Source organism: Zoogloea sp. JDB1, assembly GCF_056724025.1.
Window position 1 is genome coordinate 1,302,822 of the sequence record NZ_CM161496.1, and the last position, 20,194, is coordinate 1,323,015.

The following is a 20,194-nucleotide window of genomic DNA, read 5'->3' on the forward strand; positions in this document are numbered from 1 at the left end:
GCTGGTATTTTATACAGTCATTGGCGGGCGTCCAGCGAAATTGCTGAGCATTATTGCAATCAGCATGCCAGGCGACTTTTCTTGATGCCGCGCGCGCCGGCGTCAGAGATCTTCAGCGGTAGCGGCGGAGCAGTTCTTCGAGGGCAAAGACGACGGCCTGGCGGCGCACAGCCTCCCGGTCGCCGTCGAAGTGGCAGGTGGCGGTCTGGGCCGCCTCGCCGCTGCGGATCCAGCCGAAGCAGACGGTGCCGACGGGTTTTTCCGGGGAGCCGCCAGTGGGGCCGGCGATGCCCGAGATTGACAGGGCCAGGTCGGCCTCGGCGCGTTCCAGCGTGCCGCTGGCCATTGCCGCGGTGGTTTGTTCGCTGACCGCGCCGTAACGCGCCAGCGTCATCGGCGAGACGCCGAGCAGTGCGCACTTGGCGTCGTTGGAGTAGGTGATGAAGCCGCAGTCGAACCAGGCCGAACTACCGGCCGTGGCGGTGACCACTTCGGCGACCCAGCCGCCGGTGCACGATTCGGCGCTGGCGAGCCGCCAGCCCTTGGCCTGCAGATGCTCGCCGACGAGGCGGGACAGGGTTTCCAGTTGAGCGTCCATCAGCCGGTGATTCTCATCAGGATGGCCAGCACCAGCAGGGAATAGCCGGCGGCCAGCAGGTCGTCGAGCATCACGCCGAAGCCGCCACGGGTGCGTTCGTCCACCCAGCGGATCGGTGGCGGTTTGACGATGTCGAAAAAGCGGAAGGTCACGAAGGCGGCGGCCTGCCAGGCCAGCGTGGTCGGGGTCAGCCACAGCACCAGCCAGATCGCGACGATCTCGTCCCATACGATGCTGCCGTGGTCGGCCACGCCGAGGGCCCGGCCGGTGCGTTCGCAGGCCAGCACGCCGAACAGGAAACAGGCCACCAGCAGCGCGGCGAACATCGGGTCGGACAGCGGCGCCGACACGAAGGGGAACAGCGCCCACCCGGCCAGCGTGCCGAAGGTGCCGGGAGCCTTCGGTGCCAGGCCGGAGCCGAATCCGAGGGCCACGAAATGGGCCGGATCGGAAACCAGGAAGCGCGGCGTGGGCTTCATGCGCTGCGGCCGAAGTGGTCGTAGCCGCTGGCCCGCGCCAGTCGCAACTGGCCGTCGCGAGTGCGTAGCGAGAGTTGTTCTGTCTGCGCCGTGATGCGGCCGATGCAGTGCAGTGGCAACTCCAGACTCTGCGAGATAGCCTCGATGCCGCCACGGCGGTCGGCCGGCGCGGTGAACAGCAGTTCGTAGTCGTCACCGCCGGCGCTACAGGCGGTGAAGGCCCGCGCTGCGTCGCCGCAGGCGTCGGTCAGCATGCTGAGGGGTAGCCTGGCCTCGTCGATCTCGGCGCCGACGCGGGACAGTTCGAGAATGTGGTTCAGGTCGCCGAAGAGGCCGTCGGAGACGTCCAGCATTGCGCTGGCGAGCCCGCGCAGGGCCAGGCCGAGGGCGACCCGCGGCTGCGGCCGTTGCAGGGCCGCCAGGCAGTCGTCGCGGTAGGCCTTGGCCAGGCGGATCTCGCCGCGCAGGTCGGCGAGGCCGAGGGCTGCACGTCCCGGTGCGCCGGACACCCACAGGTCGTCGCCGGGGCGGGCGCCGGAGCGGGTGATGGCGGTGCCGGTGGGCACCTCACCAAAAATGGTTGGGCACAGGTTAAGGGGGCCGCGCGTGGTATCGCCGCCGATCGCGTCGATGCCGAAGGCCTCGCAGCAGGCGAAGAAGCCCCGTGCGAAGGCTTCTATCCATGCTTCGTCGGCGTTCGGCAGGCTGGCCGCAAGGACTACCCAGCGTGGTTCGGCGCCCATCGCGGCGATGTCGGAGACGTTCACCGCGAGGGTCTTCCAGCCCAGGTCTTCCGGATCGGTGTCGGCGAAGAAATGCGTGCCGGCCACCAGCATGTCGGTGGAGATGGCCAGCTGCATGCCGGCCCGGGGTCGGACCAGCGCCGCGTCGTCGCCCACCGCCAGGTCGGTGTGGCGGGCGGGACGCGTGAAGTGCCGGCGGATCAGGGCGAATTCGGAGGGCATCGCGCAGGGACTGTCCGGCGGCGGGGCCGGATCAGTTCGAATTGCCGTTGTTGCGGGGGGCGCGACGCTGCTGGGCGTTGGCTTCCACCTCGTCGGCCCGCACGCGGGCAGCGAGCTTGTCGAGCACCCCATTGACGAACTTGTGGCCGTCGGTGCCGCCGTAACCCTTGGCCAGCTCGATGGCCTCGTTGATGATCACGCGGTACGGCGTTTCCGGGCGATGCACCAGCTCGAAGGTGGCCATCAGCAGGATGCCGCGCTCGATCGGCGACAGCTCGTTGAGGGGACGCTCGATATAGGGAGCAAAGGCCACCTGCAGGTCCGGCGCATTGCCAATGGTGCCGCGAAGCAGGCCGAGGAAGAGGTCGCGATCGCACTTGTCGAAACCGCCCACTTCGCCCATCTGACTTTCAATGGAAGTCAGCGAGGACTGGCTCAGCAGCCACTGGTAGATGCCCTGCAGCGCGAATTCGCGGGCGCGGCGGCGGGGAGACTTGTTCGGCGTGCTCATGCCAGTGCCTTCAGCAGCCGGGCCATCTCGACAGCGGCCTGGGCGCAGTCGGCACCCTTCACCTGCATGCGGGCCAGGGCCTGGTCATCGTCCTCGGTGGTGAGAATGCCGTTGGCGATGGGCACGCCGGTGTCCAGGGTGACGCTGGTGATGCCGGCGCCCTGCTCGTTGGAGACCAGCTCGAAGTGGTAGGTCTCGCCGCGGATCACCGCGCCGAGGGCCACCAGTGCGTCGTAGCGACCGCTCTTGGCCATGACCTGCAGGGTCAGCGGGGCTTCGAGGGCGCCGGGCACGGTGGCAATGGTGATCGCGTCGGGGGCGACGCCGAGGCGCAGCAACTCGGCGGTGCAGGAAGACAGCAGGCCTTCGCAGACGTCGATGTTGAAGCGGCACATGACGATGCCGACGCGGAGGCCCTGACCGTCGAGGTTCGGGGCGATTTCGGGGATGTTGTCGTAACGGGGCATGGGTTTACCTGAAAGGAGGATTCGTGGGCCGGTGGCTCAGGCTTCGGGCGCGACGTGGCCGACGACGGTCAGGCCGAAACCGGCCATGCTCGGGATCTTGCGCGGGCTGGCCAACAGCTTCATCTTGCCGACCTTGAGCTCGCGCAGGATCTGGGCGCCGATGCCGAACAGGCGCGGATCCCACTTCTGGGCCGGCTTGGCGGCGGCGGGATCGCCGGACAGCTGGGCGAGCAGCTCCTGGCCGCTCTGTGGGCGGTACAGCAGCACCATCACGCCGTTGCCGTGCTCGGTGATGCGCTTGAGGGCGGCGTCCACCGGGAAGCTGTGGCGGCCGCTGGAGGTGTCGAGGAAGTCCAGCACCGACACCGGCTCATGAACGCGGACGAGGGTTTCGACGTCCGCAGTGATGTCGCCGTACACCATCGCCAGGTGGACGTCACCGGAGGTCTTGTCCTCGAAGGCGCACAGGCGGAAGGGGCCGTGGGCGGTGCCTACGGTCTTCTCGCTGACCTTCTCGACCAGCTTCTCGGTGCGCGCGCGGTATTCGATGAGATCGCGGATTGCGCCGATCTTCAGGCCGTGTTCCTGGGCGAACTCGATCAGCTCGGGTAGGCGGGCCATCGTGCCGTCGTCGTTCATGATCTCGCAGATCACCGATGCCGGTTCCAGCCCGGCGATGGCGGCCAGGTCGCAGCCGGCTTCGGTGTGGCCGGCGCGGATCAGCACGCCGCCCGGCTTGGCCATGATCGGGAAGATGTGGCCCGGCTGCACGATGTCGCTGGGCTTGGCGTGGCGGGCCACGGCGGCCTGCACGGTGCGCGCCCGGTCGGCGGCGGAGATACCGGTGGTGACGCCCTCGGCGGCCTCGATCGACACCGTGAAGGCGGTGCTGAACTGGCTGCGGTTGTCCCGCGCCATGTGGTTGATGCCTAGCTGGCGGCAGCGCGCTTCGGTCAGCGTCAGGCAGATCAGGCCGCGCGCATGCTTGGCCATGAAGTTGATGGCTTCCGGCGTGATGTACTCGGCGGCGATGACGATGTCGCCTTCGTTCTCACGGTCTTCCTCGTCCACGAGGATGACCATCTTGCCGGCCTTGATGTCGGCGATGATGTCCTGGATCGGGGCCAGTGCGCTCATGCGGAGGCTCCTTCGTCGCTGTTGCGCCAAGCCTGCATGCGCTCCACGTAGCGGGCGATGAGGTCGATCTCCAGGTTCACGGTGCTGCCGGCGGCGAGGCGCTTGAGGGTGGTGACCTGCACGGTATGGGGGATCAGGTTGATCGAGAACTCGCGGCCTTCGACGCGATTGACCGTCAGGCTCACGCCGTCGATCGTCACCGAGCCCTTTTTGGCGATGTAGCCGGCGAGCGTGGCCGGGGCGCGGATGACCAGTTCGTGGCTTTCGCCGATCGGTGCGAACTTGACCACTTCGCCGATGCCATCCACGTGGCCGGTGACCAGGTGGCCGCCGAGGCGGTCGGCCAGGCGCAGGGCCTTCTCAAGGTTCACTTCACCGGGCTCGGCGAGGCCGACCGTGCAGTTTAGAGTTTCGCGGGACACGTCGAAGTGGACGGTCTTGCCTTCGCGGGCAATCACCGTGAGGCACACGCCGTTGTTGGCGATGCTGTCGCCGAGCTGGACGTCGTCCAGGTCGAGGGTGCCGACGTCCACGGCGAGACGTACGCCGTCTTCAAGGGGCGACACGCTCAGGATGCGGCCGGTAGCGGCAACGATTCCGGAGAACATGGGATTGGGGACTTGGAAAGGGGAAAACGCGATTCTAGGCGATTTCCGCGCGGGGCTGGCGCTTTGTGCGGACGGCGAAGTGTCCGGTTTCCATCCGCGGACAACGCTTCATTCGTCCCGAAACTCTGTTCGACTGCGCGTCTGCAGGGCGTGGGGCCCGACAAGAACAGGCCCTGCCAGGGGCGCCAATCCCTGGCAGGGCCTGATCGTCAGGGTCTTAAAGAATTTCGGCGATGTGGTCGCGTTCCTTCAGTTCCTCCTCGAACTGGCAGATTTCGCGGCCCAGCGCATTGCGCGCCGACACCATCCCGACCGGCCGGCCGTTGTCGACTACCGGTACGTGGCGGAAACCGCCCTCGAACATCATGTGCAGCGCGTGGTCGAGCAGCTTGTCCGGGCTGGCGGTCTGCAGGTTCACCGACATCACGTCGGCGAGGGGTGTCTTGTCCGGGTCGAGGCCCCTGGCCACCACCCGGTTGAGCACGTCGCGTTCGGTGAACAGGCCGGTCAGCAGGCCTTCGTCGTCTACCACCAGAATCGCGCCGACCTTGGCATTGGCCATGGCGACTGCCGCGGCACGGACGCTGGTTTCGGCGATGGCGCAGGTGATGGACTGGCCATTGATGACGTCACGCAGGGTTCTATTCGGCATCGTTGTCTCCTTTATAGGTGTGTGTTGAAGATGCGGACAGGAAAGCGCGAAGGCGGGGTGCATGGGCGCCCAGCCGGGAATTCGGAATGCGGGTCAGGCTCCTGCCGGAGGCTGGGCCGGTTTGCTGATGTCAGGCTTGGTGTGCTTGCCGCTGGAGGTGCTGCAGGCCTGCGCTGCGGAGATGCATCCCAGGGCCAGTGCGAGGAGTAGGGCGACGGAGCGGGTCATGGGGGCTGCTCCTCGTGGAGGGATTCGATGATTAATCATGGAACGTTCGGGGCACTTTCGCAAGCTGCGAAAAAGTACCGCCATACCTGTGTTGGGTAGCGTGGTACGGGCCCGTACTTAGGCATACCATCATCCGGTGGTGGATGGCGTGTAGCCGTCCGGACTCCGATGCGTATACGACGGGCAATGCAAGAACAATGACAAGCAGTCCCGAACCATCCTCTCAGGGGGAGGCGGAAGCCTACCGTGCCCTGCTCGAACTGGCCTCCCGGCAAACCGGCGTGGACCTCGAGCGTTATAAGGAAGGCGGCTTGCACCGCCATGCCGTGCGGCGTTGCCGGATGCTGGGCTTGAACACCTTTGTGGACTACCTGGCCTACGCGCAAACGTACACGGAGGAACTGACCCGTCTGCTGCAGGGTTGTATGGTGTCCGTGTCGTCTTTCTTCCGCGATGCCGAGGTGTTCGGCGAACTGGCGCACAGCCTGCATGAACTTGTCGCCCGACAGCCAGCCGGCTTGCCGCTGCGGGCCTGGGTGCCGGCCTGTGCGACGGGCGAGGAAGCGTATTCCGTCGCGATGCTGCTGGCCGAGACCGTCCACGAGCACTCGGTGCCGCGTCAGGTTCGTATCTTCGCTACCGACATCGACCAGGAGGCCCTCGAGTTCGCCCGAGCCGGCCGTTATGATGCCGCCGAACTGGAAGGCCTGGGGGCCGAACGCCTGGCCCGCTGGTTCGTTGCTGACGGGGAAGGTTGGCGGGTCGGCAAGGCCCTGCGGGAACTGTGCGTCTTCTCGCTGCACGACCTCACCGGCCATCCGCCCTTCATTCGCATGGATCTGGTCAGCTGCCGCAACGTGTTGATCTATTTCAAGCCCGAGCAGCAGGCCGAGCTGATCAGCAGCTTCCACTTCGCCCTCAACCCGGACGGGCTGTTGTTTCTCGGCAAGGCCGAATCCGTTGGCTCCGCACAAGCTCTGTTCGAGCCCGTCGATGCCGCCGGCAAACTGTATCGACGCCGCACCTCCACCGGCACGGAGCACGTGCCCGGCTTCCGCTATGGCTTGCCTGAGCGCTTTACCCGCGTGGCGCCGCGCCAGCACGCCCGGCTGCAACGGGACGTGCTGGCCGAACAGGCGCGGGATCTGGTGGCGGAAGCCTATGGCCCGCCGGGGGTGCTGGTGGATGCCCATTTCGAACCCCTGCATTTCTTTGGTGCGTCGCGGCGCTACTTCGCGCTGCCGGTGGCCAGTGCCGACTTCTCTGTGTTTGCGCTGGTGCTGCCGGAATTGCGCGGTGAGCTCAAGGCCCTGGGCGTGCGCATGCGCCAGGATGCTGCCGACGTGTTGCGCGGCATGGGTGCCCAGGTGCGCATCGGTGACGAAACCCTGAAGGTGCGTCCGGTACTGCGGCGGGTGGCTGGGCCGGATGGGGCGCCATCGGGGGCTGTGCTGATCAGCTTCGAGGAAACCACGGTCAAGCCGATGCCGCCGGTGGATGCCGCGGGAGAAGGGCTGGCGGCTGCCGAAGCGGTGGACGAGATTGCCCGCCTGCGCCAGGAACTGGCCGACACCCGGGAACACCTGCAGGCGGTCATCGAGGAGCTGGAAAGCTCCAACGAGGAATTGCAAGCCCTCAACGAGGAGATCCAGGCCGCCAGCGAGGAGCTGCAGGCCTCCAACGAAGAGCTGCAGGCCTCCAATGAGGAGCTCACTACGCTCAACGAGGCACTGCGCCTGAAGTCCCTCGAATACGTGCAGCTCAACACCACCCTTGCCAACATCCAGGACTCCATCCGCTCCAGCTTGGTCGTGGTGGATCGGGATGGGCGGGTGACCCGCTTCAATGCACTGGCCGGACGCATCTTCGGCCTGTTGCCCGATGACATCGGCCAGTTCCTGTACGGCGTGCCCTGCCATCTCGACCTGCCGCTACTGCGGCAGTGGGTGAGTGGTGTGGTGGCGGGCTGGGGCTCGCGGGTCGAGCACGTGCAGCAGCGCGACCTGCATTATCTGATCCAGGTCGATCCCTACCTCGACGATGCTGGCGGCACGGCAGGCGCCGTGCTGACATTCACCGACATTTCCGACCTGCGCCGCGCCGAGGATGCCCGGGCTCATAGCGAGGCCCGTTTCCGCCAGGTCTGGGATTCCAGCGTCGAAGGCTTGCTGGTGGTCAAGCCCGACGGGGAGATGGTGCTCGTCAATCCCTCCATCGCGCAGATGTTCGGCTATGCGGAAGACGAATTGGTCGGCCAGCAGGTCGACATGCTGGTGCCGGAAGCCCAGCGGAAAGGCCACGGCCTCCAGCGCGAGCTTTATCACCACAGCCCCGCGCAGGCCCAGGCCCTGATGTCCCGACGCAACCTCCGTGGTTGCCGCAAGGACGGTAGCGAGTTCGCCATCGAGCTCAGCCTCGGCAGCCTCAACATCGATGGCGTCGATCACGTGCTCGCCACCGTTTCGGATGTCACCGAGCGCAGCCTGGCCGAGGAGCTTCTCAAAGCCAGCGAGCGCCGCCTGCGCTTGGCCCTCGATGCGGCCCGGGCCGGATCGTGGGAATGGTTCGTGGACAGCAACAACAACTTCTGGTCCGACGAACTATGGGCGCTGTACGGTCTGGAGCCCCAGGCCATCACCCCTTCCTACGATGCCTGGCTACAGCTCGTGCACCCCGTGGACCGGGCCCGGCTGGAGTCCGTCGTGACGGGAGCGCGCGCCCGGGGTGAGCGTTTCGAAGTGGAATGGCGCGTCAATCTGCCGGGCGACCCGCCGTCCCGCTGGTTGCTGTCCATCGGACAACCGGTGTGCGACGATGCGGGCCGGGTGGGCAGCTACATCGGCATCTCCACCGACATTACCGAACGCAAGCGCGCCGAACACGAGTTGCTGCGCCACCGCCAGAACCTGGAAAGCCTCGTGGAGGCGCGCACCCGCGAACTGCTGCAGGCCAAGGAGGCCGCCGAGTCCGCCAATCGGGCCAAGAGCGCTTTCCTCGCCAACATGAGCCACGAGATCCGCACGCCGCTCAACGCGGTGCTCGGCATGGCGCGCATCATGCAGCGGGACGGCGCCAGCCCGACCCAGGCCGAACAGCTCGGCAAGATCGACGGCGCCGCCCAGCACCTGCTCGGTGTAATCAACGACATCCTCGACCTGTCCAAGATCGAGGCTGAGAAGTTCATCCTCGAGGAAGGGGAGTTCGCGCTGGACGGGGTGGCCGCCAACGTTGCCTCGATGATCCACGACCGCAGCACTGCCAAGGGCCTGTGCCTCGTTGTGGACACGGAGAGCGTGCCCTGCCTGGTGCGCGGTGATTCGACGCGCTTCACGCAGGCGCTGTTGAATCTGGCCAGCAATGCGGTCAAGTTCACCGAGTCGGGCGCCATCACCCTCAGTCTGCGCATCGACGAGCGCCAGGGCGATGCGCTGCGCGTGCGCGCCGAAGTGAGCGACACCGGCATCGGCATCCCGCGGGAGGTCCTGCCCAAGCTGTTCCGCCCCTTCGAGCAGGGGGACGCTTCCACCACCCGCAAATACGGCGGTACCGGCCTCGGGCTGGCGATCACCCGCCGGCTAGCCGAACTGATGGGCGGCGAGGCCGGCGTGACGAGCGATGTCGGGAAGGGCAGCACCTTCTGGTTCACCGCTTGGTTGGGGGCCGGGCGTTCCGTCCAGCAGGCGCTGCCGGATCAGGATGACCGCGATTGCGCGGAGAGCGTGCTGCAGAAGGAGTACGCCGGTGCGCAGGTTCTGCTGGTGGAGGACGAACCGGTGAACCAGGAGGTCGCCAAGCTGTTCCTGTTTGATGCCGGCCTGGATGTGGCCGTTGCCGGTAATGGCGCCGTGGCGGTGGACATGGCGGCCGGCTCGCCCTTCGACCTGATCCTGATGGACATGCAGATGCCAGAGATGGATGGCCTCGAAGCGACTCGCCGGATCCGCGCGCTGCCGGCCTACAGCCAGGTGCCGATCATCGCGATGACGGCCAATGCCTTTGCCGAAGACCGCGCCCAGTGCATGGCTGCCGGCATGGATGATTTCCTGTCCAAGCCGGTCGATCCGGACCGCCTGTTTTCGACCATCCTGCGCTGGCTGCGGCGGCGCTAGCCGCCGCCGGCACGCCTCAGGCGAAACCCTCCAGCACCACCTTGCCGAGGGCCGTGCCGCTCTCCAGCAGGGCGTGGGCCTTGCGCAGGTTGGCGGCGTTGATGGTGCCCAGATGCAACTGCGCAGTGCTGCGTACGGCGCCCTGGTCCACCAGCCCGGCCAGTGCGTCGAGCAGGCGGTGCTGGGCCACCATGTCCGGCGTGTGGAACAGGCTGCGGGTGAACATCAGCTCCCAGTGCAGGCTCAGGCTCTTGCGCTTGAGCAGGCGCACGTCGATCGGCTCCGGATCGTCGATCAGTGCCAGCTTGCCCTGGGGCGCCAATACCTCCACCAACTGCGGGAAGTGGGTGTCGGTGTGGGTCAGGCTGATCGCCTGGTCCACCGGTGGCAGGTTCAGCGCCGCCAGTTGTGCCGCGAAGGGCTGGTGGTGGTCGATGACGTGGTGCGCGCCGAGGCTCGTGACCCAGGCGCGGGTTTCGGGGCGGGACGCCGTCGCCACCACCGTCAGGTCGGTGCGCTGGCGGGCCAGCTGGATCAGCACCGATCCGACCCCGCCCGCCGCACCGACGATCAACAGCGTGCTCGGCCGGCCGCTGCCGGCCAGCGGCACCTGCAGGCGGTCGAAGAGCAGCTCCCAGGCGGTGATGCCGGTCAACGGCAGGGCCGCCGCGTCGGCCGCCGACAGGGTTTCCGGCTTGTGCCCAACCAGGCGCTCGTCCACCAGCTGGAATTCTGCGTTGCTGCCGGCGCGGTCGATGGCGCCGGCGTACCACACCGCGTCGCCGGGGCGGAACAGGCTGACCTCCGGCCCCACCTCGCGCACCACGCCGACCGCATCGTAGCCGAGCACCTTGTATTCCCCGTCCGCTGGCGCTGCGCTGCGGCGCACCTTGGTATCGACGGGATTTACCGAGATCGCCTGTACCTCCACCAGCAGGTCGTGGCCGGTGGGCTGTGGGCGCGGCAGTTCGATGTCGATCAGCGCGTCGTCCCGCTCGATGGGGCCGGGGTGCCGGTAACCGATGGCTTTCATGCGGGGCTCTCCTCGGTGATCGCGGCGTGGAAGGGATAGCTGGTGTAGCCGTGGGCGTTGCCGCCGAAGAAGGTGGTGGCGTCCGCGGTGTTGAGGGGCCATCCGTGCTGCAGGCGGGCCGGCAGATCCGGGTTGGCGATGAAGGGCCGGCCGAAGGCCACCAGGTCGGCGTGCCCCTTGGCCAGCACCGCCTCGGCGCGGGCCAGCGTGTAGCCGCCAGCGACGATGATCGGGCGCGGAAAGGCCGCGCGCAGCTCGGCATGGAAGGCTTCCGCCGCCGGGTTGGGTTCGGGCTCTTCCGGCTCGTTGGTGTGCAGGTAGGCCACCCCGCGCTCGGCCAGCAAGGCCGCCGCGGCGAGGGCGGTCGGCAGACTGTCGGGGCAGTCCATGCCGCGCGCCTGGTTGCGCGGCGACAGGCGCACGCCGGTACGTTCGGCGCCGATCGCGCCGATCACCGCATCGACCACCTCGCGCAGGAAGCGCAGGCGATTCTCCCGGCTACCACCATAGTCGTCGTCGCGGTGGTTGGAGGTGGTGCGCAGGAACTGGTCGATCAGGTAGCTGTTGGCGGCGTGGATCTCGACGCCGTCGAAGCCGGCCTCGATGGCGTTCAGCGCCGCCTGGCGGAAGGATGCGACGATGGGCGCGATCTCGGCCCGTTCGAGGGCACGGGGCACCGGGCAATCCACCATGCCGCCCTTGCCATCCGGCCCGGCCAGCCAGATCTGGCCCGGGAAGGCGACCGCCGACGGCGCCACCGGCGTCGTGCCGCCGCGCAGGTTCGGGTGGGACATGCGGCCGCAGTGCCAGATCTGCAGGAAGATGCGCCCGCCTGCCGCATGCACGGCGTCGGTGACGAGGCGCCAGCCGGCGATCTGCTCGGCGCTGTGCACGCCCGGCGTCAGCGAATAGCCCTTGGCGTCTGCCGAAATATCGGTAGCCTCGGCGATGATCAGCCCGGCCGAAGCGCGCTGGGCGTAGTACTCGGCGTTCATCGCGGTCGGTACGTTGCCGGGCTGGCCGGCGCGGGCGCGGGTCAGTGGCGGCATCACGACGCGGTTGGGCAGCGTCAGGGTGCCGAGGGAGAAGGGCTGGAAGAGGGGAGAGTTCATGATGAAGGTCTGAAGGAGGTGGAGACGGAGCCAGTCTAGGCAAGGGCCTGCCGTTTGATAATTGGGCTAGGATTTGATGCATTCTCAAACGAGGTTTGAAAATGATTCATCTGGCCGACGTTCAGCTCTTCATCCGCGTCAGCGAACTGGGCAACATCAGCGCCGCCGGGCGGGCCCTCGGCCTCAGTGCTGCCGCCGCCAGCGCCGCCATCAAGCGCCTGGAACAGCGCGTGGATAGTCAGCTCTTCGAGCGCTCCACCCGCTCGCTACGCCTCACCCAGGCCGGCGAGAACTTCCTCGCCTACTGCAGCCAGTCCCAGCAACTCCTCGAAGAAGGTCTCGCCGCCCTGCGCGAAGGGCGCGAGCAACTCAGCGGCGACATCCACCTGGGCGCCTCGTCCGACCTGGGGCGCGGCCGCCTCGACGCGCTGCTCGACGTCTTCCGCCTGCGCCACCCGCAGGTCCGGCTGGTGATGCACCTGTCCGACAGCCTCACAGACCTTTACCGCCACCCGGTGGACCTGGTGCTGCGCTACGGCCTGTCGGCGGACTCCAGCCTCATCGGCCGCAAGCTCGCCGACAATTGCCGTGTGCTGGTCGCCGCGCCGGCCTACCTGGCCCGCCACGGCAGGCCGTCCACCATCGAGGAGCTGGTCGGTCGCAACTGCATCTGCTTCTACCGCAATGGGGAGCTGTTCGACCGCTGGAGCCTGTTCCACCAAGGCCAGCAGAGGGAGATCGAAGTGCGCGGCGACCGCGCCGCCGACGACGGCGCGCTGGTGCGCCAGTGGGCCGTGCAGGGCCACGGCATCGCCTACAAGTCGCGCCTGGATGTGGAGGACGACCTCGCTGCAGGCCGCTTGGTAGAACTCTTCCCCGACGCCCGCGGCGAGCCTTCGCCGCTGTACGTGGCCTATCCGAGCCGGCGCTATCAGCCGGCGCGCATCAAGGCCTTGCTGGGCTATCTGGAGGAAGCCTTCCGCGGTGCGGTGCCGGCTGCGCCGTGAGCTCAGTGCTCAAGTTTCTTGAGCAGACCGCGCTTGATCGCCGTGGTGGTCGGCCGGTTGAATTTTTCGGGCAGGCTGCTGCGCTTGAACCAGCGGAAGTTGGAATGCTCGCGGTTCAGGCGCGGAGCGATTTCCTGGCTGACGCGCAGCAGGTAGTAGTGCATGTCCCGGTCGGCCACGTTGCCGCTGATGGACGATACGCGGCCGAGCTTGATCAGCTGCTTTTCCTTTACGCGCAGGCCGGTTTCCTCCACCAGCTCGCGCATCAGCGCCTTGCGCGGTGCCTCGCCGCGATCGACACGACCCCCGAAGAAATTCCACAGCCCAGAGTTGTTGACGACTTCGGAACGCTTGCCGAGCAGGAACTTGCCCGTCTCGATGCACTGGATGATGGCCCAGGCGCCGGTTTTGGCGGGCGAGGGCTTCACGCGGTCTTTTGCCATGACTGTCGGGGCTTCGCTGATGGATCCAGGGTGATACGAATATCTTATAACGAAGTAGGGTTTCCTTAATGTGACGGTTTTGCGTCACCGCGTTGCAATACTCACGCTGGGGCCGATATTAGCCTGCAAATTTCCTGTCACCAAAGTGGGTTAGCCTTGATTGTCCATGGATAGCCAACCCGTTGAGGCCCAACCAGGCCCTGTCAGCGTCCGCCAGCAGCGCGCCATCTCCCTCCTTGTCTTATCACGTCGTTCATCGTGGCCAATAAAAGCGCTTATTCCGGCAAAGCGTCCCCCGCGCAGGATGGGGACACACTGGCGTGTAACGCGGCTGACCTGTGCCATGCAGTGCGTTTCATCGATGCCGGCACCCGCAATTCGGAAGTCTTCGAGATCTTCGAGGCCGCGCCGCAGATCCAGTGTCTGCCGGTGCTGGCCGACGGTCTCCTGGTCGGGCTGATCAACCGGCAGAGCTTCATGGTGCAGATCGCCGGCCGTTTCCACTGGGAGGTTTACGGCAAGAAACGCTGTACCAAGGTCATGGACGACGCACCGGTGCGCATCGACGCCGCAATGCGGATCCACGAGATCGCCGACCGCCTGGTCGGTGACGTGCCGGGCGGCCTGCCGGAGAGCTTCGTCATCGTCTGCGACGGCAAACTGCAGGGCGTCGGCTTCACCAGCGACGTGCTTGCCGCGCTGCGCCAGCACGAGCGCCGCGCCGCCGATGAGCTGCGGCAACACCGCGACCGCCTGTTCGCGATGATCGAGGAGCGGACCCGCGACCTGCGGCTGGCCAAGCAGGAGGCCGAGCGCGCAAACCGGGCCAAGAGCGATTTCCTGACGCGGATGTCCCATGAGCTGCGCACGCCGCTGCACGCCATCATGGCCTTCTCCCAGTTGGGCACCCAGCGGCATTCCGATGCCGCCCGGCCCAGGCTCGGCAGCTTCTTCGCCCGTATCCATGAAAGCACGGTCACGCTGTCGCTGCTCGTGGACGACCTGCTCAGCCTGTCCCGGCTCGATACCGGGCGCATCGTGCTGGATCTCGGCTACACCGATCTCGGCGAGTTGCTGGCTACTGTCCGGGACACCTTTGCCGACACGGCAGGGCACCGCAACATCGTTGTCCGTGTCGACCGGCCCGAGGCTCCGACCCCGTTGCGCGCCGATGCCCAGCGCATCGGCCAGGTGCTCACCAATGTGCTGGGCAATGCGCTGAAGTTCTCGCCACTCAACTCGGAAATCGTCCTCCGTCTGGCCGTCGAGTACAGCGGCACCGCGGAGCCTGCGGTCGGCTATCGCCTCGACGTCATCGACCAGGGGCCGGGGATTCCCGACGACGAGATGGAGAGCATCTTCGAGAGTTTCAACCTGTCGAGCCGGACGCAGATCGGGGCAGGGGGCGTCGGTCTCGGGCTGTCCATCTCCCGCGAGATCATGAACCTGCACGGCGGCAGCATTACGGCCCGCAACCTGCCGGCGGGCGGGGCGTGTTTCTCGCTCCATTTTCCCCGCGCCTGAAATACCTGCCGGCCCCTTGCTGTAACACGCGTGCTGCACGCTTCCGCTCGAATCTGCATCGACAACCAGACAGAGAGAGCACCCATGGACAACGACGACATCCGCGATCTTCATCGCCGCCTCGAGCGGGAATTGCTGGACAGCTACGACGAGGAACTGGAACTCGAAATGGACGACGCCCGCTTCGACGCCATCGGGGCGGGGGAGAGCCGGCCGGCGTCCGACGAGGACAAGCTGCGGCGCCAGCGCTACTTCAAGGAATTGCTCCGCCTGCAGGGCGAGCTCGTCAAGCTGCAGGACTGGGTGGCGACCAACAAGCGGCGGGTGGTGATCCTCTTCGAAGGCCGCGATGCGGCCGGCAAGGGCGGCGTCATCAAGCGCATCACCCAGCGCCTCAACCCCCGCGTGTGCCGCGTGGTGGCCCTGCCGGCGCCGAACGACCGGGAGCGCACCCAGTGGTACTTCCAGCGTTACGCGTACCACCTGCCGGCGGCTGGTGAGATGGTCCTCTTCGACCGCAGCTGGTACAACCGGGCCGGCGTGGAGCGAGTGATGGGTTTCTGTTCCGACGACGAGTACGAAGAGTTCTTCCGCTCGGTGCCGGAGTTCGAGCGCATGCTCGTGCGCTCGGGCATCCAGCTCATCAAGTACTGGTTCTCCATCACCGACGAGGAGCAGCACTTCCGCTTTCTGTCACGCATCCATGACCCCCTCAAGCAGTGGAAGCTCAGCCCCATGGACCTGGAGTCTCGCGCCCGCTGGGAGAAATACACCGAGGCCAAGGAAGTGATGCTGGAGCGCACCCACATTCCGGAAGCCCCCTGGTGGATCGTCCACGCCGACGACAAGAAGGCCGCCCGCCTCAACTGCATCCAGCACCTGCTCGACCAGATGCCCTACGAGGAAGTGATCCGCCCGCCGGTCGATCTGCCGGCGCGGGTGCGCCACCCGGACTACGTCCGTCATGCGGTGTCCGACGACATGATGGTGCCCGATTACTTCGGCTGAGCGCCGCTTACCTACCCACGGGGGGCCCGTTGCGGGGCTGGGGCCGCCGGGCCGGTTTGCCATTTGTTGCAATCGACACCATGACATGCCATGCGCTCATCATTGAATCGTCATGAGTGGCGATGACAATGCGGCGACCCCCATCAACAGGTAATAACCGCATGAACCCCAGCACTGACATGGCCGCTACGCCCGATGCGTTGCGTGCCGCATCCAAACCCAACCTGGACCGCGGCAGCGGGCCGCGCAGCCGCGCGCTGTTCCTGGTCTTCATCTTCGGTGGCCTGCTGTTCACCGGCTACAGCGTCTTCGCCGACATCGCCGAGTCGAGCACGCCGATGGGCTCCCTGCTGCCCTACCTGCTGCTCGGCGTCGCGCTGTTGATCGCCCTCGGTTTCGAATTCGTCAATGGCTTCCACGACACCGCCAACGCGGTGGCCACCGTCATCTACACCCACTCGCTGCCGCCCCATTTCGCGGTGGTGTGGTCCGGCGTCTTCAATTTTCTCGGCGTGCTGGTGTCCAGCGGCACGGTGGCCTTCGGCATCATCTCCCTGCTGCCGGTCGAGTTGATCCTGCAGGTCGGCTCCAGCGCCGGCTTCGCGATGGTCTTCGCGCTGCTCATTGCCGCCATCATCTGGAACCTCGGCACCTGGTGGTTCGGCCTGCCGGCTTCGTCGTCCCACACCCTGATCGGCTCGATCATCGGCGTCGGCGTGGCCAACGCGCTGATGCACGGCCGTGACGGCACCAGCGGCGTCGACTGGGCCCAGGCCACCAAGGTCGGCTACTCCCTGCTGCTCTCCCCGCTGGTCGGCTTCTGCTGCGCGGCGATCCTGCTGCTGGTGCTGCGCAGCCTCGTCAAGAACCGCGAACTGTACGACGAGCCGAAGGGCGAAACCCCGCCGCCCTGGTGGGTCCGTGGCATCCTGATCCTCACCTGCACCGGCGTCTCGTTTGCCCACGGCTCCAACGACGGCCAGAAGGGCATGGGCCTGATCATGCTGATCCTGGTCGGCACCGTGCCGCTGTCCTACGCACTGAACCGTGCCATGCCGGCCAGCGAAGTCACCCAGTTCGCCGCCGTCGCCCACGTCACCCAGGAAGCCCTGGTCAAGGCCGCCCCGATGGCGCCGCCGGCAACGCCCCGCGACGTGCTGTCGGACTACATCCGCAGCAAGAACCTCACGCCCGAGGTGCTGCCGGCCCTGGCCGCGCTGAGCGGCGCCATCGAGGAACAGGTGAAGCAGTCCGACTCCCTCGCCAAGCTGCCGGCCGACTCCGTGGCCAACGTGCGCAACGACATGTACCTGGCCTCCGAAGCGATCCGCTTCATCGAGAAGAGCGAGGCGGTCAAGCTTGACGACGACACGCGCACCAACCTGAAGGCGTTCAAGAAGGAGCTCGACGCGGCCACCAAGTTCATCCCCCTGTGGGTCAAGGTGGCGGTGGCCATCGCCCTCGGCCTGGGCACCATGATCGGCTGGAAGCGCATCGTGGTGACCGTCGGCGAGAAGATCGGCAAGACCCACCTCACCTACGCCCAGGGTGCGTCCGCCGAGCTGGTGGCCATGGGCACCATCGGCGCCGCCGACATGTTCGGCCTGCCGGTATCCACCACCCACGTTCTCTCTTCCGGCGTGGCCGGCTCGATGGCGGCCAACCGCTCCGGCCTGCAGATGTCCACCGTCCGCAACCTGCTGATGGCCTGGGTCCTCACGCTGCCGGCGGCGATCATCCTGTCGGGCAGCCTGTACTGGCTGTTCGTGCAGATCTTCTGAAGCGCACTGGTTTCTTGCGTTGCGTTGTCCCTGCCCGGGCCTTTCGGCCGGGCAGGGTTTTTTCGTCGGTGAGGGGCTTTCAGACCCGGAAGCGCGCCACTTCGGCCTGCAGATCGTGGGCCAGCCGCTCCAGTTGCGCGGCCGACGAGGACACGTCCGACGCCGATGCGCGGCTGGCGTCGGTCATCTGGGCGATGCGCTCCACGTTCCTGGCGATCTCCGCGCCGGCGATGCGCTGCTCCCGCAGCGCCGTCGAAATGTCGGTGACCGCCCCCAGCACGCCGGCCGAGCCGTCGCTGATCTGCTGCATCGACGAGCCCGCCGCCTCGATCTGGCGCACGCTGTCGGTCACGGACTCGTTGCCCGTCTGCATCACCGCCGATGCCGCGCCCGTCCTGTGCTGCACGGATGCCACCTTGGCGGTGATGTCCTGGGCCGAGCTGGCCGTCCGCTCCGCCAGCTTGCGCACCTCGTCGGCCACGACGGCGAAGCCGCGCCCCTGCTCGCCCGCGCGGGCCGCCTCGATGGCGGCGTTGAGCGCCAGCAGGTTGGTCTGGTCCGCCACCTCCTTGATCACCTGCACGATGCTGCTGATGTCCTGCGCTTGCTGCCCGAGGGCCTGCATCTGGCCGGTGGCGTCGTTCACCACCTGAGCGACCCGCTGAATGTCGGCGACGGCCTTAAGGACGTCCTCGCCGCCCTGGCGCGACAGCGCCCCCGCCTGCTGGGCCCGCTGTTCGGCCTGGCTGGCGTTGTCCGCCACCTGGTCGATGCTCACCGAGAATTCCTCCACCGACGCGGCCACCGACGAGGTGGCGTCGTTCTGCTGGCTGGTGGCCTGCAGAACGCCGTTGGCGGCCGAACTCAAGTGCTCCGCCGCACCGGAAAGCTGCTGCGAACGGTCCCGCGTGCGCTGCACGATGGACTGCAGCTCGGCGACGAAGGCATTGACCTTGTCCGCCACCTCGTCCAGTTCGTCCTGGCCCTTGTTGGGCAGGCGCTGCGTCAGGTCGCCCTGGCTCAGCGGCACCAGCTGTTGCAGCATCCCTTTCAAGCTGGACTGCAGCGACACGGACACGGCGAGAATCGCCAGCGTGGTGAGCGTGATGCCTACCGCCAGCAAGCCGACGACGATCCAGAACACCTCGGACGACACCGTCCGCGCCGCTGCCACGCCCTGGGCCGACTCCTCCCGCCGCTGGGCGATGAAGCCGTCCAGCTCAGTCTGGAAAGGCTTGAACTGCTGGCTGTAGATCCGCGCGAGCGTCTCGTTGGCGGCCTTCGGATCGTTTGCCGCCGTGGCGAGCAGCGTGAGCGAGCTGTCCCGATACTGCTCCCAGTGTTTCAGTATCCCGGCTAAAGCCTCGCGGACCTCGGCCCGACGGATGGCGGTCACCGCGCGCTGGCCGTTCCGCTCGATGCTCTGTGCCGAGGCAGCGAAGATCTCCTTCGCCTGAGGCTGCGCCGGATCGAGCATGACCGTCATTGCCGCACTGGCCTTCACTTCAAGCAGGTCGGCCACGTAGCTCTCGCGCCGATGGGCCGTGTCCTCGACGCTCCGGATGGCGTTCAGCCCCCAGACGGTGGCAGCAGCAATGATGAGCAGGCCGGTTGCCGTAACAGCACCAAGGGCCCTGAGTTTGTTGCGTATGTTCATGAATAGCCTCCCTGAAGCAAGGAAAGAGGAAACGATCGCCAGGAATGTTAAGTGAGTATGGACCCAATTCGGGGAGGGTGGCCCGAAGGTTGGCAAACGGCGTCCTTCCTTACCGAACCCGTCCCGCGCCAACCGGCAGCGCGCGTTCAGAACAATCTGTCGGGGGTGTAGCGGATGCCGAAGGACAGCCAGTGGCTCTTGGCGGGTCCGGCCAGCTGCTGTCCGGCGGTGGCATCGACCTGGAACAGATCGGGAATCACCGAATAGCGGACCCCCAGCTGCCCATAGGACATGCCATGGTTGTCGCCGTAGGTCTCGGCGATACCGAGCAGCCTGGCGTACAGGTGGAACTCGCCGCCTATTCCCCACGACGCGCTGTTGCGCCCGGAAGCCCGATCCTTCAGCCAGCCCAGGTTGGTATGGACGACGAGCTGGTCGTCATTGAAGGAAATGGATACCGGGATATAGGCGTAGGTGTTGCCGAGCAGGTTCGGGCCGGGGGCGATTTCCGGATGTCGGATGGTGCCCGCCGCCAGGCCCCAGCCCCAGTCGTTGGTTTCCAGCGGGCGGAACAAGGTCTTGGCCTGGAAGACGAAATCCCGCGTCGGCGATTCGCCGTCGTATCGGGCCCGCCCGCCGCCAAAGGTGAATTCGAAATTGCCGGTCGGATTGCAGGCCGGCAGCGCCCAGACCTCCCGGCTGTGCTGATAGACGCGCGTCCAGCTCTCGAACTGGCAACTGCCATCTGTCGTCAAGCGCGCATCGTCCGTGACGAACGGACGGGCGGCGAAGACGCAGGATGGAAAGATCAAGGCCGCCAAGGCCCAGGCACCGGATTTCATCGGGCCATTCTATTGGGCAGACATGGCGTCGAT

Annotated in this window: 19 protein-coding genes; 5 read left to right on the forward strand and 14 right to left on the reverse strand. The window is 66.7% G+C overall.

What is annotated here, in order from left to right; genetic code table 11:
- Nucleotides 1–112: 112 nt before the first annotated feature.
- From pncC to AC1PPK_RS05760, 9 genes are all read right to left on the reverse strand, one after another.
- Nucleotides 113–598 carry a nicotinamide-nucleotide amidase gene (gene pncC, locus AC1PPK_RS05720; RefSeq protein WP_481116873.1) on the reverse strand — a complete coding sequence of 162 codons (486 nt, stop codon included), beginning with the start codon at nt 596–598 and terminating at the stop codon, nt 113–115.
- Nucleotides 598–1,077 (reverse strand): phosphatidylglycerophosphatase A family protein, encoded by a 480-nt coding sequence (locus tag AC1PPK_RS05725; protein ID WP_481116874.1) that lies wholly within the window; start codon nt 1,075–1,077, stop codon nt 598–600. The genes pncC and AC1PPK_RS05725 overlap by 1 nt, the downstream gene beginning before the upstream one ends.
- Complete coding sequence (gene thiL / locus AC1PPK_RS05730) at nt 1,074–2,042, reverse strand: thiamine-phosphate kinase (protein ID WP_481116875.1); 969 nt, start codon at nt 2,040–2,042, stop codon at nt 1,074–1,076. Before thiL ends, AC1PPK_RS05725 begins: the two co-directional genes overlap by 4 nt.
- Before the next feature lie 31 nt (nt 2,043–2,073).
- A complete protein-coding gene (gene nusB, locus AC1PPK_RS05735; protein WP_481116876.1) occupies nt 2,074–2,553 on the reverse strand; it encodes a transcription antitermination factor NusB in 480 nt (159 codons plus the stop codon).
- A complete protein-coding gene (ribH, locus tag AC1PPK_RS05740; protein WP_481116877.1) occupies nt 2,550–3,020 on the reverse strand; it encodes a 6,7-dimethyl-8-ribityllumazine synthase in 471 nt (156 codons plus the stop codon). Before ribH ends, nusB begins: the two co-directional genes overlap by 4 nt.
- A gap of 36 nt (nt 3,021–3,056) precedes the next feature.
- Complete coding sequence (gene ribBA / locus AC1PPK_RS05745; protein WP_481116878.1) at nt 3,057–4,157, reverse strand: bifunctional 3,4-dihydroxy-2-butanone-4-phosphate synthase/GTP cyclohydrolase II; 1,101 nt, start codon at nt 4,155–4,157, stop codon at nt 3,057–3,059.
- Entirely contained in the window at nt 4,154–4,765 is a 612-nt protein-coding gene (locus AC1PPK_RS05750; RefSeq protein ID WP_481116879.1) for a riboflavin synthase, read from the reverse strand. The genes ribBA and AC1PPK_RS05750 overlap by 4 nt, the downstream gene beginning before the upstream one ends.
- 217 nt (nt 4,766–4,982) lie before the next feature.
- Nucleotides 4,983–5,417 carry a CBS domain-containing protein gene (locus AC1PPK_RS05755; protein ID WP_481116880.1) on the reverse strand — a complete coding sequence of 145 codons (435 nt, stop codon included), beginning with the start codon at nt 5,415–5,417 and terminating at the stop codon, nt 4,983–4,985.
- A 93-nt stretch (nt 5,418–5,510) separates the two neighbouring features.
- On the reverse strand, nt 5,511–5,645 hold the full coding sequence (locus AC1PPK_RS05760; RefSeq protein ID WP_481116881.1) for a hypothetical protein: 135 nt from the start codon (nt 5,643–5,645) through the stop codon (nt 5,511–5,513).
- 197 nt (nt 5,646–5,842) lie between these two features.
- On the opposite strand from AC1PPK_RS05760, the gene AC1PPK_RS05765 reads away from it, so the two are divergent.
- On the forward strand, nt 5,843–9,754 hold the full coding sequence (locus AC1PPK_RS05765) for a CheR family methyltransferase (protein WP_481116882.1): 3,912 nt from the start codon (nt 5,843–5,845) through the stop codon (nt 9,752–9,754).
- Between the two features lie 16 nt (nt 9,755–9,770).
- Here AC1PPK_RS05765 and AC1PPK_RS05770 read toward each other — a convergent pair whose 3' ends face one another.
- Both AC1PPK_RS05770 and AC1PPK_RS05775 read right to left on the reverse strand, forming a co-directional pair.
- A complete protein-coding gene (locus tag AC1PPK_RS05770; RefSeq protein ID WP_481116883.1) occupies nt 9,771–10,787 on the reverse strand; it encodes a zinc-binding alcohol dehydrogenase family protein in 1,017 nt (338 codons plus the stop codon).
- Complete coding sequence (locus AC1PPK_RS05775) at nt 10,784–11,899, reverse strand: alkene reductase (protein ID WP_481116884.1); 1,116 nt, start codon at nt 11,897–11,899, stop codon at nt 10,784–10,786. The genes AC1PPK_RS05770 and AC1PPK_RS05775 overlap by 4 nt, the downstream gene beginning before the upstream one ends.
- Before the next feature lie 101 nt (nt 11,900–12,000).
- Here AC1PPK_RS05775 and AC1PPK_RS05780 point away from each other — a divergent pair, with 101 nt between their 5' ends.
- On the forward strand, nt 12,001–12,906 hold the full coding sequence (locus AC1PPK_RS05780) for a LysR family transcriptional regulator (RefSeq protein ID WP_481116885.1): 906 nt from the start codon (nt 12,001–12,003) through the stop codon (nt 12,904–12,906).
- A gap of 2 nt (nt 12,907–12,908) precedes the next feature.
- On the opposite strand, the gene AC1PPK_RS05785 is transcribed toward AC1PPK_RS05780, so the two are convergent.
- Nucleotides 12,909–13,349, reverse strand: a complete 441-nt coding sequence (locus AC1PPK_RS05785; RefSeq protein ID WP_481116886.1) for an NUDIX hydrolase — start codon at nt 13,347–13,349, stop codon at nt 12,909–12,911.
- Nucleotides 13,350–13,697: 348 nt separating this feature from the next.
- On the opposite strand from AC1PPK_RS05785, the gene AC1PPK_RS05790 reads away from it, so the two are divergent.
- The 3 genes from AC1PPK_RS05790 to AC1PPK_RS05800 all read left to right on the forward strand — a co-directional run bounded on the left by AC1PPK_RS05790 (nt 13,698) and on the right by AC1PPK_RS05800 (nt 17,662).
- Complete coding sequence (locus AC1PPK_RS05790) at nt 13,698–14,873, forward strand: ATP-binding protein (RefSeq protein ID WP_481116887.1); 1,176 nt, start codon at nt 13,698–13,700, stop codon at nt 14,871–14,873.
- A gap of 84 nt (nt 14,874–14,957) precedes the next feature.
- A complete protein-coding gene (ppk2, locus tag AC1PPK_RS05795) occupies nt 14,958–15,881 on the forward strand; it encodes a polyphosphate kinase 2 (RefSeq protein WP_481116888.1) in 924 nt (307 codons plus the stop codon).
- A gap of 161 nt (nt 15,882–16,042) precedes the next feature.
- A complete protein-coding gene (locus AC1PPK_RS05800) occupies nt 16,043–17,662 on the forward strand; it encodes an inorganic phosphate transporter (RefSeq protein WP_481116890.1) in 1,620 nt (539 codons plus the stop codon).
- Nucleotides 17,663–17,741: 79 nt separating this feature from the next.
- On the opposite strand, the gene AC1PPK_RS05805 is transcribed toward AC1PPK_RS05800, so the two are convergent.
- Both AC1PPK_RS05805 and AC1PPK_RS05810 read right to left on the reverse strand, forming a co-directional pair.
- On the reverse strand, nt 17,742–19,319 hold the full coding sequence (locus tag AC1PPK_RS05805) for a methyl-accepting chemotaxis protein (protein ID WP_481116891.1): 1,578 nt from the start codon (nt 19,317–19,319) through the stop codon (nt 17,742–17,744).
- Between the two features lie 146 nt (nt 19,320–19,465).
- Nucleotides 19,466–20,161, reverse strand: a complete 696-nt coding sequence (locus tag AC1PPK_RS05810; protein WP_481116892.1) for a hypothetical protein — start codon at nt 20,159–20,161, stop codon at nt 19,466–19,468.
- Nucleotides 20,162–20,194: the final 33 nt, after the last annotated feature.